General features: G+C 65.3%; 14 protein-coding genes. 12 read left to right on the forward strand and 2 right to left on the reverse strand.

Going from position 1 to position 13,523, the window contains the following annotated elements; genetic code table 11:
- The first annotated feature begins 86 nt into the window (after positions 1 to 86).
- The 9 genes from B9N43_RS02805 to B9N43_RS02845 all read left to right on the forward strand — a co-directional run bounded on the left by B9N43_RS02805 (position 87) and on the right by B9N43_RS02845 (position 10,619).
- Positions 87 to 1,064 (forward strand): AAA family ATPase, encoded by a 978-nt coding sequence (locus tag B9N43_RS02805; protein WP_145840818.1) that lies wholly within the window; start codon positions 87 to 89, stop codon positions 1,062 to 1,064.
- A gap of 5 nt (positions 1,065 to 1,069) precedes the next feature.
- Entirely contained in the window at positions 1,070 to 2,044 is a 975-nt protein-coding gene (locus B9N43_RS02810) for a DUF58 domain-containing protein (protein WP_145840819.1), read from the forward strand.
- The gene (locus tag B9N43_RS02815) at positions 2,034 to 2,531 is read left to right on the forward strand and encodes a DUF4381 domain-containing protein (RefSeq protein ID WP_145840820.1); all 498 of its coding nucleotides are present in this window, start codon (positions 2,034 to 2,036) and stop codon (positions 2,529 to 2,531) included. The genes B9N43_RS02810 and B9N43_RS02815 overlap by 11 nt, the downstream gene beginning before the upstream one ends.
- The gene (locus B9N43_RS02820) at positions 2,528 to 3,586 is read left to right on the forward strand and encodes a VWA domain-containing protein (protein ID WP_145840821.1); all 1,059 of its coding nucleotides are present in this window, start codon (positions 2,528 to 2,530) and stop codon (positions 3,584 to 3,586) included. The genes B9N43_RS02815 and B9N43_RS02820 overlap by 4 nt, the downstream gene beginning before the upstream one ends.
- Positions 3,583 to 5,238, forward strand: coding sequence for a VWA domain-containing protein (locus B9N43_RS02825; RefSeq protein ID WP_145840822.1), 1,656 nt, complete (start codon positions 3,583 to 3,585; stop codon positions 5,236 to 5,238). Before B9N43_RS02820 ends, B9N43_RS02825 begins: the two co-directional genes overlap by 4 nt.
- Entirely contained in the window at positions 5,235 to 6,590 is a 1,356-nt protein-coding gene (locus tag B9N43_RS02830; protein WP_186453953.1) for a BatD family protein, read from the forward strand. The genes B9N43_RS02825 and B9N43_RS02830 overlap by 4 nt, the downstream gene beginning before the upstream one ends.
- Before the next feature lie 13 nt (positions 6,591 to 6,603).
- Positions 6,604 to 8,907 (forward strand): tetratricopeptide repeat protein, encoded by a 2,304-nt coding sequence (locus B9N43_RS02835; RefSeq protein ID WP_145840824.1) that lies wholly within the window; start codon positions 6,604 to 6,606, stop codon positions 8,905 to 8,907.
- A gap of 438 nt (positions 8,908 to 9,345) precedes the next feature.
- Positions 9,346 to 9,660 (forward strand): antibiotic biosynthesis monooxygenase family protein, encoded by a 315-nt coding sequence (locus B9N43_RS02840; RefSeq protein ID WP_145840825.1) that lies wholly within the window; start codon positions 9,346 to 9,348, stop codon positions 9,658 to 9,660.
- A 98-nt stretch (positions 9,661 to 9,758) separates the two neighbouring features.
- Positions 9,759 to 10,619, forward strand: a complete 861-nt coding sequence (locus B9N43_RS02845; protein WP_145840826.1) for a DUF5655 domain-containing protein — start codon at positions 9,759 to 9,761, stop codon at positions 10,617 to 10,619.
- A 220-nt stretch (positions 10,620 to 10,839) separates the two neighbouring features.
- Here the strand turns inward: B9N43_RS02845 and B9N43_RS02850 are convergent, their stop codons facing one another.
- Positions 10,840 to 11,160 (reverse strand): transposase, encoded by a 321-nt coding sequence (locus B9N43_RS02850; protein ID WP_186453954.1) that lies wholly within the window; start codon positions 11,158 to 11,160, stop codon positions 10,840 to 10,842.
- A 173-nt stretch (positions 11,161 to 11,333) separates the two neighbouring features.
- Between B9N43_RS02850 and B9N43_RS02855 the strand changes: the two genes are divergently transcribed.
- Positions 11,334 to 11,612, forward strand: coding sequence for a BrnT family toxin (locus B9N43_RS02855; protein ID WP_145840828.1), 279 nt, complete (start codon positions 11,334 to 11,336; stop codon positions 11,610 to 11,612).
- 33 nt (positions 11,613 to 11,645) lie between these two features.
- Positions 11,646 to 11,843 (forward strand): BrnA antitoxin family protein, encoded by a 198-nt coding sequence (locus B9N43_RS02860; protein ID WP_261379433.1) that lies wholly within the window; start codon positions 11,646 to 11,648, stop codon positions 11,841 to 11,843.
- Positions 11,844 to 12,056: 213 nt separating this feature from the next.
- On the opposite strand, the gene B9N43_RS02865 is transcribed toward B9N43_RS02860, so the two are convergent.
- Positions 12,057 to 12,377: a transposase gene (locus B9N43_RS02865; protein WP_222428783.1), complete on the reverse strand. Its 321-nt coding sequence runs from the start codon at positions 12,375 to 12,377 to the stop codon at positions 12,057 to 12,059.
- Positions 12,378 to 12,527: 150 nt separating this feature from the next.
- On the opposite strand from B9N43_RS02865, the gene map reads away from it, so the two are divergent.
- The gene (map, locus tag B9N43_RS02870; protein ID WP_145840830.1) at positions 12,528 to 13,274 is read left to right on the forward strand and encodes a type I methionyl aminopeptidase; all 747 of its coding nucleotides are present in this window, start codon (positions 12,528 to 12,530) and stop codon (positions 13,272 to 13,274) included.
- Positions 13,275 to 13,523: the final 249 nt, after the last annotated feature.

Below are 13,523 nucleotides of genomic sequence, written 5' to 3' on the forward strand. Positions count from 1 at the left end.
GACACCAGTATTAACGCGCCTCACGGCGATTCCGCCGACCTACTTTCGTGAAATATTCGGGCTAACTGTCCTTTCAGCGTGTGACCATGGACCCGCGTAGCGCCATTCTCGAACTGCAGCAACGCCTCAACCGCGAAGTGCTGGGCCAGCAGGCCCTGGTGGAGGGCCTGATCCTCGGCCTCCTGGCCAACGGCCACCTGCTGGTGGAGGGCCTGCCGGGACTGGCCAAGACCCGGGCGGTGCGCAGCCTCGCCGGCCATCTGGCGGCAAGGCTCTCCCGCATCCAGTTCACCCCGGACCTCCTGCCCGCCGACATCACCGGCAGCGAGATCTACCACCAGGAGGACGGACGGGACGAATTCCGCTTCGCGCCGGGGCCGGTCTTCGCCGACCTGGTGCTGGCCGACGAGATCAACCGGGCGCCGGCCAAGGTCCAGGCCGCGCTGCTGGAGGCCATGGAGGAGCGCCAAGTCACCGTGGCCGGCAGCACCCATGCCCTGCCGCCCCTGTTCATGGTCATGGCGACCCAGAACCCGATCGAGCAGGAGGGCACCTATCCCTTGCCCGAAGCCCAGATGGATCGCTTCATCATGAAGTTGCGGGTCGGCTACCCCGGCGTCGAGGCCGAAGCGGAGATGCTGCGTCTGGTGCGCGGTGAGGAACGTCCCGACGGCACACGCTCCCAGACTCCCGGGCTGCCGCAGTTGTCGCCGGAGATCGTCTTCGCCGCCCGGCGCATGGTGCATGACATCCATGTGGCGCCGGCCATCGACCGTTACTTGGTGGATATCGTCCATGCCACCCGCGAGCCCCGCCCTTACGGCGACGACTTGGCCGGCTGGCTCCAGGTGGGGGCCAGCCCGCGCGGCGCCATCGCCCTGGACCGGGCCGCCCGCGCCCATGCCTGGTTGACGGGGCGCGATCACGTGACGCCCGACGACGTGCGCGCCGTGGCCGCCGACTGCCTGCGCCACCGCCTGATCCTCAGCTACGAGGCTCATGCAAGTGGCGTCGATGCCGACCGGGTGATCGCCGCCCTGCTGCAACGGGTGGCCGTGGCCTGAGCGTCATGTTCGGCAAGCGCGCCGTCGCGTCCACCACTGTTGATGGTGCCGGCGTCCATGTGACCCTGGCCGAACTGGTTGCCCTGGAACACCGCCGCTTGGCCGGCGCCGCCGCGCCGCGCCGGCCGCTTGCCAGCCTGCTGGTCGGTCGCCACGGTTCCCGCATGCGCGGGCGGGGCCTCGATTTCCTGGAAATGCGCCACTATCTGCCCGGCGACGACGTGCGCGCCATCGACTGGCGCGTCAGCGCCCGCACCGGCCGACCCCATGTGCGGGTCTATGCCGAAGAGCGCGACCGGCCCGTGGTGCTGGTGGTGGACCAGCGCCAGAACATGTTCTTCGCCACCCGCCGCGCCATGAAGTCGGTGGTGGCCGCCGAGGCCGCCGCCCTCCTGGGCTGGGCCCTGCGCCAGGGCGGCGACCGGGTCGGCGCCGTGGTGTTCGACGACCGGGATCTGGCCAGTTTCACCCCCCACCGGGGCCGCGCCGGCTGGCTGCGCATCCTGGGCGAGATCGCTCGCCGCAACCAGTTGCTGAGGGCGGAATCCAACCGCCCATCGGCACCCGCCATGCTCGACGAGGCCCTGGCGCGGCTGCTGCAAACTCTCGTGCCCGGCCATCTGATCGTGCTGCTCTCGGATTTCGACGGTGCCGGCGAGGCGAGCCATGCCCTGATCGCCCAGCTGGCCCGCCGCCATGAACTGCTGGCCATGCCTGTCTGGGATCCGGGGGCGGGGCTTTGGCCCGAGCGGGGGCAGTACGTCGTCAGCGACGGCTCCCTGCAACTGGCCCTGACCGGAGGCGACACGGCCCAGCGCCAGCGCCTGGCCGACCTGGCCGCCGCCCATCGCCAGGAAATCCAGCGCTGGCGCGAGGAACTGGCCGTGCCCATGCTGCCCCTGACCACCGCCGAGGACGCGGTTACGCAACTGCGCCGGACCCTGGCCGTCGATCCCGGAAGGCAGGTGGATGGACGCTGATCCCCTGAGCGGGCTCCAGGATATTGCCCTGCCGACGCCACCGTCCTGGCTGCCGCCCCAGGGGCCAGGCTGGTGGCTGCTGGGCCTCTTGCTCCTGGCAGCCTTGGTCTGGGGCGCCTGGCGGTTCCGGCAATGGCGCCGCCGCAACCGCTATCGGCGCGAAGCCTTGGCGCAACTGGAGCACCTGGCGCCGGGCCTGGAGACCACGGAGGCGCTGGCCGAATTCTCCGCGCTGCTGAAGCGCACAGCCCTGGCCGTTTTTCCCCGGGAGGCCGTGGCGCCCCTGTCCGGCAACTCCTGGCGGGATTTCCTCCGCGCCAGCGGCGGCCCGGCCTTCGCCGATGCGGCTTGCGATCCCCTGTTTTCATCCGCTTACCGGGTTGCCTGCGAAACCACGCCGCAACAGCGGGCGGCCCTGATCGCCGCCGCCCGCCAATGGATCGTCGGTCATCGTGCCCCGGATGAGGCAGGGGGCCGGCGGCCATGAGCGGTTTCGCTTTCGCGGCCTTCAATCCCGGTGCCTTCCTCGCCCATCTGGAGTGGCTTTCCCCCTGGGTGCTGCTGGCCTTGCCCCTGCCGCTCTTGCTGCTGCGTCTGCCGCCCTATCGGCAACGGCGGCCGGCCTTGCGCATCGCCTTCTTCGACCTGGCCGTGCGGGGCGCGGGCAGGGCGCCCGAACCCGGTGCCGTGGTGGTGCCGGCGGGCATCGCGCAGACCTTGGTGTTGTCGCTGGCCTGGTGCCTGCTGCTATTGGCCCTGGCCCGGCCGGTCTACGTTGAGCCGCCCCTGACGCGCATCCAGCCGGCGCGGGATCTGCTGCTGGCCGTGGATCTCTCCCCCTCGATGCGGGCTCGGGACTATCGCGACCGCGAAGGCCGGCCCGCCGAGCGCATGGCGGCGGTGCGCGAGGTGCTGGACGAATTCATCGCCCGGCGCGGCGGCGACCGCATCGGGCTCTTGTTCTTCGGCCAGGAACCCTACGTCCAGGCGCCGTTCACCCTGGAGCACGGCACGGTGCGGGAACTGCTGGCCCAGGCCCGGCCCGGCATGGCCGGCGGCCGCACCCTGATCGGCGACGCCCTGGGGCTATCGATCCGCATGTTCGAGGCCAGCACCGTGCCGAGCAAGGTGGTGGTGCTGCTCTCCGACGGCGCCGACACCGGCAGCCGCGTGCCGCCCCTGAAGGCGGCGGGCTTCGCCGCCCGGGCCGGCATCACCGTGCATACCGTGGCCATCGGCGACCCCAAGGCCGTGGGCGAGGACCGGGTGGACCTGAATGCCCTGGCCGACATCGCCCGTGCCACCGGCGGCCGCGCCTACCGGGCCGAGGACCGGGCCGGTCTTGCGGCCATCTACCGGGAACTGGACGCCCTGGAGAAGCAGAACTTCAAGACCCTCTCCTGGCGGCCCCAGCGGCCCCTCTACCCGTGGCCCCTCGGCGCCGCCCTGGTCCTGCTGTTGGGCTGGCATGGGTTTGCAGCGCTGGTGGCGGGGCTGCGGGCCTGGGGCGAAAAGCGGCCTACGCGGAAGGCGGGTGCATGACGAGCGGCTGGCTGCCGACGGACTTCCATTTCCTGCGCCCCTGGGCGCTCTGGGGACTGGCGCCGCTGTTGCCCTTGCTCTGGCTCGCGGTTTGGCGCGAGGGGAAGGGCAGCCTGGCCGCCTGGCGCGACCGCATCGATCCCCATCTGCTGGCGGCGCTGACCGTCGGCGGCGGGCGGCGTTTGGGGTTGCGTCCCATCCACACCCTGCTGCTGGCCCTGGCCCTGGGTTGCGTCGGCCTGGCGGGGCCGGCCTGGCAGCGGGAGCCCATGCCGCTCGCCGAGGACCGGGCGCCCCTGGTGGTGGCCCTGGACCTTTCGCCCTCGATGGATGCCGTGGATGTCTCGCCGACGCGCCTGGAGCGGGCCAAGCTCAAGCTGCGGGCTTTGCTGGCGCGGCGCCAGGGTGCCCGCACGGCCTTGCTGGTGTTCGGCGCCAGCGCCCACGGCGTGCTGCCCTTGAGCGAAGACCCGAACCTGCTGCTGACCTACGTGCCGGACCTGGCCACGGACCTGATGCCGCCGGCCGCGCCCACCGCGCCCAAGGCCACCGCCGCGGCCCTGGTGCTGGCCGCCCGGATGCTGGAAAAGGAGCCGACTCCCGGCAGCATCCTGTTCCTCACCGATGGTTTCGATGCCGGACAGGCCCGCGACTTCGTGCTCTTCCGCGAGCATTCCCGCAGCGAGCCGCTGCTGCTGGCCTTCGGCGGCGATGTCCCGGCGCCGCTACGAGGTGCCGACGGCGGCTACGTCACGGGCGTGGACGGGCGCCGGGTCATGGCCCGCCTGGGCCGGGCGGGGTTGGAAGCGGCCGCCGCTGGCGGGTTGTGGCTGGCCTCGGCCACCGCCGACGATCGCGACCTCGATGCCGTGGAAGCCCGTCTCCAGCACCACATGGTGCAGGCCCTGGCGGCGGATCCCGGCGCCCGTTGGCGCGACGAAGGTGTCTGGCTGGCGCTGCCGGTGGCCGTCCTGCTGCTGCTTTGCTTCCGCCCGGGCTGGACGGTGCGCTGGGGCCAGGCGCTGGCCTTGCCGCTGTGCTTGCTGTTGCTGGGAGCCGGATGGCCCGCCGATGAGGCCCGCGCCGGGGAAGGTGACAGGAGTCAATGGCGCTTCGCCGATCTCTGGGCCAGCCGCGACCAGCAGGGGCGCTGGCATTTCGAACGCGGGCAATTCGAGGCCGCCGCCGGGGTGTTTGCCGATCCGCTCTGGCGCGGCATCGCCCTTTACCGCGCCGGGCGCTTCGATGCGGCGGCCGACGCCTTCGCCGCTGTGGAGACGGCCGAGGGCCAATACAACCTGGGCAACGCCCTGGCCCGCCTGAAGCGTTATCCGGAGGCCATCGCCGCCTACGATCAGGCCCTGGCCCGTCGCCCCGGCTGGCCCGAGGCCTTGGCCAACCGGGCTCTGCTGGCGGCGCTGCTGCCCAGGGAAGAAGAGGGTGCCCAGAAAGAGGGGGAGGCCAACCCCGACGAACTGGACCAGTCTCCCTTCGGCGAGAAGAAGAAAGGACGCAAGCACACCCAGCGCCGGCCACTCAGCGAAGCGGAAATCACCCGCCTCTGGCTGGCCCGCATCCAGGTCAGTCCGGCCGGATTCCTGAAGAACCGCTTCGCCCTCGAAGCCCGGGAAGGAAAGCGGGGACCACCGTGAATGCAGTACGCATATGCGTCGGAGCGGTCCTGCTGCTGGCACTGGGCCTGCCTGCCTGGGCGGCCGCGCCTTTCGTGCGCCTGAGCCTCGAACCCGCCGGGCCGGTGGAACTGGGCACGGACCTCATCCTGCGGGTGGAGGTGCTGGTGCCCACCTGGTTTCTCGATGCGCCGCGCTTTCCCGAGACCATCGAACTGCCCGGCGCGACGGTGGAATTGCAGAAGGGGTCGGCGGAAAACCTTTCCGAATCCATCGCCGGTAGCACCTGGGCCGGCCTGCGCCGCCGTTACCGCATCCAGCCGCTGAATCCGGGTGAGTTCCGCCTGCCCGAGCTGGCGGTGCCGCTCACCTATGCCCGGGAGGGCGGCAAGGGGTCCCTGACCGTGACGGCACGGGGCCGGCTGGTCGCGCCTTTCGGGGTGAGGATTCCAGAGGCGGCCGCCCGGCTCGACCCCTTCATCGCCGCCCGCCGGCTGCACCTCGCCCAGCGCATCGAACGGCCCGAAGGCGCCATGAGTACTTTGGGCGTCGGCGATGCGGTGCGGCGCACGATCGTGCTCGATACCGATGCGGAGGCCGTGGAATTGTCCGCGGACGCCTGGCCCCAGGGGGCCGGCCTGCGCCTGTATGTCGACCCGCCCCGCAGCCGTGAAACCCGTACCAATGCCGCCGCCCGCCCGTTGCTGAGCCGGGAGCAGTCCGCCACCTGGGTGTTCGAGCGGCCCGGTCGTTACGAACTGCCGGCCATTACTCTCGACTGGTGGGATCTGGACGGCCGCCAGGTGCGCCAGGCCCGCCTGCCTGCCGTGCCGTTGGTCGTGGGGCCGGCGCGGGCGGCGACGGTTTTCGCCTTGCCCGAGGCCGTGGCGCAACTCGCGCCCGCCGGCCGGCCGGTGTGGGAATCCTTGCGCCCCATCGCCTATGCCTTGGCTGGGGGCGTGCTCCTGTGGCTGGGCTGGCGTGGGCGGCACCTTGGGCAAGGGGCCGCCCGATGGGCGCGCGGCCGGGCGCAGGACGTGCTGGCTGCGGAGGGGTGGTTGTTCCGGCGCCTGATCCGGGCCTGCCGCCGTCATGACGGCTCCGCCGCCCGGGCCGCGCTGCAACGCTGGCTCGATGCCTGCGCCGGTCCGGGTGCAGGGCTTACCTCCTGGCTGCTGGCCAAGTCGCCCTCGGCCGAGTTGGCGGCGGCCTTGGCCGAGCTGGATGCCGCGTTGTATGGCTCCAGGGGCTCCGACGCCGCTGCGCCCTGGTGCGGTACCGCCTTGTCCCGTCAACTGATCCTCGCCCGCCGGCATCTGCTCCGGCGGCGCAAGGCAAAGGCTGCTACCCTGCCGGCCACGCTCAATCCCTGATCCCGAGTTTTCCATGCCCGCCAAGAAGCGCCCGACCAAGACCGGCCCATCTCCCGTCCAGCCCGCCGTGGCTGCGCCCCGAGCTTTTCCCTTCGCCCGCGTCGTGGGGATGCTGGTTCTGCTGCTGGTGGTCGCCGGGCTGGGGTGGCATTTCCTGGGGAGCGGCAAACCGAGTGTACCCGGCCAGCCCAATCAGGGAGCGCAGCCGCCGGCCGCCCGCTATGTGGGCGCCCAGGTGTGCGCCGGCTGCCACGAGGCGGCGGCGCGGGACTGGCAGGGTTCCGACCATGCCCACGCAATGCTGGAAGCCAGGGGCGAGGCCGTGCGCGGCGACTTCTCCGGCGCCAGTCTGCGCCACCGTGGGCAGGAGGCGAAGTTCTTCACCCGCGACGGCAAGCCCTTCGTCCGCACCGAGGGCGCCGACGGCAAGCCGGGCGACTTCGAGATCCGCTACACCTTCGGCTGGTATCCCTTGCAGCAGTATCTGGTGGACACGGGCCGAGGCCGGCTCCAGGCGCTGCCCTTCGCCTGGGACAGCCGCGACAAGGCCCAGGGCGGCCAGCGCTGGTTCACCCTCTACCCGGAGCAGACGCCCAAACCCGGCGACAGTCTGCATTGGACCGGCCGCGACCAGAACTGGAACTTCATGTGCGCCGGCTGCCATTCGACCAACCTGGAAAAACGCTACGACCTGAAGAGCGACAGTTTCGACACCCGCTGGTCCGACATCGCCGTGGCCTGCGAGGCCTGCCACGGCGCCGGTTCCGCCCATGTGGATTGGGCGAAGGCGGGCGGCAAGCATGGCGGCGGCGATGGTCATAAAGGATTGACGGTGGCCAAGGCGCCGGCCGGCCAGTGGGCCTTCGCCACGCCGGGGCAGGGCATCGCCCATTGGACGGGGGGCGAGCGGCGCGAGGCCATGGCGCCCTGTTTCGCCTGCCACAGCCGGCGGCGGGAGATCGCCAATCCCTTGAGCGGCGACGTGCCCCTGCTCGACCAGACGGTGCCCAGCCTGCTGGAACCGGGGCTCTACAGCGCCGACGGGCAGATCGACGGCGAGGTCTTTGAATATGGCTCCTTCCTGCAAAGCCGCATGTACCGCGCCGGGGTGATCTGCCAGGACTGCCACCAGCCGCACAGCGGCAAACCACGCCTGACGGGCAACAGCCTGTGCGCCCAGTGCCATGCGCCGGCGAGCTTCGACACGGCGGCCCACCATCACCATAGCGCCGGCGGCCAAGGTAGCCAGTGCGTGGATTGCCACATGGCGGGCAAGACCTACATGGGGGTGGATTTCCGCCGCGACCACAGTTTCCGCCTGCCGCGCCCCGACCTGAGCGAGAAGCTCGGTACGCCCAACGCCTGCACCGGTTGCCACAAGGACAAACCGGCGAGCTGGGCCGCGGCCCAGGTGCGGGACTGGGTGGGCGAGCCGGGGCGGGGCCATGCGCCCGTGGCGGAAGCCCTGATGGCTGCCCGGCAGCACCGGGCCGACGGCGGCGCCGCGCTGCTGGCGCTGCTGGACCATCGTGACGCCTCCCCCATGGCCCGGGCCACGGCGTTGGCGGCCCTGGCCGAGTATCCCGGCCCCCTGGCCCAGGAGAAGTTGCGGGCGGCGGTGAATGACCCGGAACCCCTGGTGCGCTTGGCCGCCCTGCGTGCCTTCCGCCTGCTGCCCGAGGCCGAGCGGGATCGCCTGCTGCTGGGGCGCCTGAACGACGAGGCGCGGGCTGTACGCATCGAGGCGGCACGCCTGGCCGCCGCCATCCCCGACAGCCGGCTCGACGGCACCGACCGGGCACGGCGCGATGCCGCCCTGGAGGCCCTGGCCGCCAGCGAGGCGATCCACCTCGACCGGCCCGAGGCCCATTTGAACCTGGCGCTGCTCCATCTGGCCCGAGGCCGGGCGGCGGAAGCAGAGGCCGCCCTCAAACAGGCCTTGGCGATGGATGCCGGCTTCGCCCCGGCCCGGATCAACCTGGCGGATCTCTACCGGGCCACCGGGCGGGACAAGGAGGTGGAACCCCTGCTGCGGGAAGGCCTGCGCCTTGCGCCGAATTCAGCCGACCTCAATCACGCCCTCGGCCTACTCAAAGTGAGGCAGGGCGAACGCTCGGCCGCCCTCGGTCTGCTGGCGGCGGCCGCCAAGGCGGCGCCGGACAACGCCCGCTACGCCTACGTCTACGCGGTGGCCCTGACCGACGGCGGCAAGCAGGCCGAAGCCTTGGTGGTAGTGGAAAAGGCCCTGTCCCGCACACCCAACGACCCGGCCCTGGCGCAGTTGCTGGGGCAGTGGCGAGGCGGCGCGCGTCAGTGACCCCGTGCCTGGCTCGACGGTGCCGATGGCCGGTGCTTTGGCATCGGGTTGCAGCAGGCCCAGAGGTGGACGTGGTGCCTGGGACAAACATGGGTTGGAACGGTCAGCCCCCTGGAAGCTAGCTGCCTTTGCCTGGGCAGGCTACCCCGGAGTTGGAACGGCTCGAGATAATCACCTGCACAACTGCTGGAGGGGATGAGTCTCGCGTCATATGGACAGAGCATTTCCATTTACTTATGCTCAGGTACCGCTGGCCGTTTGCTACTGGAGCATGCATGGACAAAAGGAATTTCACTGACATTCCTGCGCTACTAAAACTTTTTAATCTTTTGATAGATATAAATAAATGATCGCGTCGAGAATTTTATCCAGCCTAATGATGGATTTTTTCCGTCTTTTAGGCGGTCTACTTAACGTTGGGCACCAAAGGAAACGTAGATGGCTCTCCCTGCACAAACACCTCAACCGCCGTACTTTGCTGTCATCTTCACATCCATCCGCGCGGAAGGTGACGATGGCTATGGCGCCGTGGCAAGACAGATGGTTGAACTCGCTTCAGAACAGCCTGGCTTCCTTGGCTTTGAGAGCGCAAGGCAGGAAATCGGAATCTCCGTTTCGTATTGGGTGAGCCTTGAGGCAATAGAGGCATGGAAGGCCAACACCGCTCATCGCCACGCTCAGGGAAGAGCCAAAGACTGGTACAAGGCATTTCGTGTTCGGGTCTGTCGTGTGGAACGTGAGTATGGCTTCTGAGTTTGCTGCCCAACCCGGCAGTCGAGCGGCCTTGCGCAAAAAGCCGCGCAAGGCCGCTCACTTCTACGTTCGACCTCACCATTTCTCCGCCTACGCTCATGAAACATATTCCGCTAAAGACAGTGTCCCTTAAACATCACCCGGAACTCAACGAGAAGTGGGTTCAAGATGTCATCGCAGCCGATCCATCTATTCTCGGCCTCGGTGATTTGGCTCTCATCGACAAAGAACGCATCCAGCCGTCCGGCGGGCGCCTCGACCTACTTTTCAAGGAAGTAGACGGCCTCATCCGTTACGAAACCGAGTTGCAATTGGGAGCCACAGACGAAACTCACATCATCCGTACAATCGAGTACTGGGATATTGAGCGCCGCCGCTATCCTCAGTACGAGCACGTCGGCGTCTTGATCGCCGAAAACGTGACAGCCCGCTTCCTTAATGTCATTGGGTTGTTCAACGGTTTCATTCCAATCATTGCGCTCCAAATGACGGCCATTGATACCGGAAACGGTATCGGCCTGCACTTCACCAAAGTCGTTGATGCTCTGCGCCTCGGGCTCGTCGATGAGGACGAGGAAGTTCTTGAGCCGGCAGACCGCACCTATTGGGAGAGCCGTGCCACACCCAAAACGGTCAAGATTGCCGACGAAATTCTGGAATTATGCAAGGCCTTCGATTCTTCTCTGGAGTTGAAGTACAACAAACCATACATCGGCTTTACAAAAGGCGGCATTGCCTTCAATTTCGCCACCTCCAACCCGAAGAAATCCGTCCTAAATCTCGTCGTCAAGCTCCCCCGCAGTGAGGACATTGACGCGAAGCTTGAACAGTCTGGCCTCGATCTTCTTGAATATGGGAGGCGTGGAGCCTATCGACTCAAGCTTGAGCCCGGCGATCTGTCGAAACACAGAGAGTTGCTCGAACAACTCCTGAAGGCCGCCTACGAGAATCGTGGGTGATGTCGAACCTCTTATTCCACCGGACCTCGCGCATAAAGCCGCGCGAGGCCGGTTACCTCAAACGTTGAAGCTGTAGAAAAGCCCAATTTTCATCGGGGATGAGACGTAAAAAATGGCGCAGGGTTTTCTGCGCCATTTTCATTTCATTCAGTGATTTCCCCGGCTCTCCGTCTCGCCAGTGCCAACTTTTGGCCGTCAGCGTGCCGCTCCTATCGGCGCCCTACTGCCCATATCCATGATGGGCCAGCTTCTCGATGTTATGCACTAGGCAGAAGAGCTTCCACTGCCCATTCACCTTCTTCTGCCCTCGAAGGGTAAACCGGTTCAGTCGCTTGTTATGTCGGATATTGCCGAACACCGGTTCCACCGTCGCAAAACGCCCGCCATAAAGCTGCCGGCCCCGTTCCGAGTCAATCGCCTGCTTCATCCGCTCGCTGGTACTCATGGTCTGCGGACCGGCCTTGCCCCGAAAGAAACACACCTGCCGGGTCTGAGTCTTCTCTGGTGTGCGCAGGCATTTTGCACGCAGGCCGCACGGCACACAGTCCCGTATCGATGGGTTTGTAGCGTGCCATGAGCGACTCCAAGATGAACTTCTGGTTGGAGCCTTGTTATTCCAATTGGTTCACAGCAGAATGCGTCCATGAAACTACTTTTTCTACAGCTTCGTTAGGACTTGCTTGACATCCGCTCGTTGTTACATACACTGTACGTATGATTAAGTTCGAGTGGGATTCAGCCAAGGCTACGGCAAATATCAAGAAGCATGGGGTTTCCTTTGAGGAAGCCCAGTCTGCTTTCTACGATGAGTTTGCTATCCAGTTCTTCGATGATGACCACTCATCTGATGAAGAGCGTTTTCTGTTGTTGGGCATGAGCACCGGATCAAAATTGCTTCTCGTCGCTCACTGCGAACGGGAAGCAGGTCACATCATCCGCATCATTTCTGCCCGCAAGGCAACCAAACGTGAAAGTGCGTTTTACGGAAAGTAAAAAACCATGAAAGCCGAATACGATCTCGCCAAAATGAAGTCACGCAGGAATCCCTACGCATCGAAGCTCAAGACACCTGTCACCATGCGACTCTCCGAAGATGTAGTCGCTTATTTCAAAAGCATGGCAGCCGATGCAGGGGTTCCGTACCAGAGTCTTATCAATCTCTATCTCCGTGACTGTGTTATACAACATAGACAGGTACAGATTGCTTGGCCCAGCAAGCCCTAACCCATCATTCCACCGGACCTTGCGCATAAAGCCGCGCAAGGCCGGTGAATTCAGACGTTGAAGCTGTAGAAAAGCCCAATTTTCATCGGGGATGAGACGTAAAAAATGGCGCAGGATTTTCTGCGCCATTTTCATTTCATTCAGTGATTTCCCCGGCTCTCCGTCTCGCCAGTGCCAACTTTTGGCCGTCAGCGTGCCGCTCCTATCGGCGCCCTACTGCCCATATCCATGATGGGCCAGCTTCTCGATGTTATGCACTAGGCAGAAGAGCTTCCACTGCCCATTCACCTTCTTCTGCCCTCGAAGGGTAAACCGGTTCAGTCGCTTGTTATGTCGGATATTGCCGAACACCGGTTCCACCGTCGCAAAACGCCCGCCATAAAGCTGCCGGCCCCGTTCCGAGTCAATCGCCTGCTTCATCCGCTCGCTGGCACTCATGGTCTGCGGACCGGCCTTGCCCCGCAAGAAACACACCTGCCGGGTCTGAGTCTTCTCTGGTGTGCGCAGGCATTTTGCACGCAGGCCGCACGGCACACAGTCCCGTATCGATGGGTTTGTAGCGTGCCATGAGCGACTCCAAGATGAACTTCTGGTTGGAGCCTTGTTATTCCAATTGGTTCACAGCAGAATGCGTCCATGAAACTACTTTTTCTACAGCTTCGTTAGCTTTCACAGGAACCTACCATGACCATTGAATCTCATTCCGACATCGTGGCGCTACAGCGTGTTGGTCGAATTGTGTCGTTTGTCCTTCACGAGATGCTCGACTCCATTGAACCTGGTATGACAACGGGAGAACTGGATGCCATCGGCGAGAGACTGCTTTCCGAGTTCGGAGCCCGCTCCGCACCTCAACTCGCCTACGGATTTCCCGGATCAACATGTATCAGTGTCAACGAGCAAGCCGCGCACGGCGTGCCAGGTAGTCGCGTCATAGAGGCGGGCGATCTCGTAAATGTCGATGTTTCTGCTGAGTTGAATGGCTATTTCGCGGATACCGGCGGCACAACAATTGTTCCTCCAAGTACCCCACTAAAGACGAAGCTCTGTCACGCCACGCGTTCTGCTTTGTCAGCGGCGATCAAGACCGCTAGGGCCGGGCAACCGATCAATCGGATTGGTAGCGCAATTCAACGTATCGCAAACACCCACCAGCTTAGAGTTATCAAGAACCTCGCTGGCCATGGCGTAGGTAGAGCGATTCACGAAGACCCTGAGCACATACTTGGGTATTTCGACCCACGCGACCAACGAGTTCTCAAAGAGGGTATGGTCATCGCTATTGAGCCGTTTCTCTCCACAAAGAGCAGAACCGTCTCGGATTCCGGCGACGGTTGGACGCTTGTCGGAATGCCGGGAAACCTATCCGCACAATTTGAGCACACCATAATCGTTACACGTAACGATCCGATTATTGTCACCGTTCACTGAGTGAAAGCTAACACTTCGTATATGGACTCCCCCAGAACGCAAGGAAACTGATCGATAGTTCTGGCGGCAGAGAAACGCATGCAGTCGTATATCCGGCATCTTTAGTGGGCTCTCGTTGGCCCGTCCACAAGCTCGTGCTGCCATCCAGGCTGCAATTGCATTGGCGCAATCGCGCCATGCATAACAAGTCCGTCAACCCTTCGTTACGGGGGAGCTGATCCGTGATCCGCCATGACCAGAAGCCCGATA

The sequence above is a fragment of the Denitratisoma sp. DHT3 genome (genome assembly GCF_007833355.1).
GTDB lineage: Bacteria > Pseudomonadota > Gammaproteobacteria > Burkholderiales > Rhodocyclaceae > Denitratisoma.

What these genes read in the sequence shown, in the direction of transcription:
- B9N43_RS02805 (WP_145840818.1), top strand. Translation starts at nt 87, where the DNA reads ATGGACCCGCGTAGCGCCATTCTCGAACTGCAGCAACGCCTCAACCGC.
- B9N43_RS02810 (WP_145840819.1), top strand. Translation starts at nt 1,070, where the DNA reads ATGTTCGGCAAGCGCGCCGTCGCGTCCACCACTGTTGATGGTGCCGGC.
- B9N43_RS02815 (WP_145840820.1), top strand. Translation starts at nt 2,034, where the DNA reads ATGGACGCTGATCCCCTGAGCGGGCTCCAGGATATTGCCCTGCCGACG.
- B9N43_RS02820 (WP_145840821.1), top strand. Translation starts at nt 2,528, where the DNA reads ATGAGCGGTTTCGCTTTCGCGGCCTTCAATCCCGGTGCCTTCCTCGCC.
- B9N43_RS02825 (WP_145840822.1), top strand. Translation starts at nt 3,583, where the DNA reads ATGACGAGCGGCTGGCTGCCGACGGACTTCCATTTCCTGCGCCCCTGG.
- B9N43_RS02835 (WP_145840824.1), top strand. Translation starts at nt 6,604, where the DNA reads ATGCCCGCCAAGAAGCGCCCGACCAAGACCGGCCCATCTCCCGTCCAG.
- B9N43_RS02840 (WP_145840825.1), top strand. Translation starts at nt 9,346, where the DNA reads ATGGCTCTCCCTGCACAAACACCTCAACCGCCGTACTTTGCTGTCATC.
- B9N43_RS02845 (WP_145840826.1), top strand. Translation starts at nt 9,759, where the DNA reads ATGAAACATATTCCGCTAAAGACAGTGTCCCTTAAACATCACCCGGAA.
- B9N43_RS02855 (WP_145840828.1), top strand. Translation starts at nt 11,334, where the DNA reads ATGATTAAGTTCGAGTGGGATTCAGCCAAGGCTACGGCAAATATCAAG.
- B9N43_RS02860 (WP_261379433.1), top strand. Translation starts at nt 11,646, where the DNA reads ATGAAGTCACGCAGGAATCCCTACGCATCGAAGCTCAAGACACCTGTC.
- map (WP_145840830.1), top strand. Translation starts at nt 12,528, where the DNA reads ATGACCATTGAATCTCATTCCGACATCGTGGCGCTACAGCGTGTTGGT.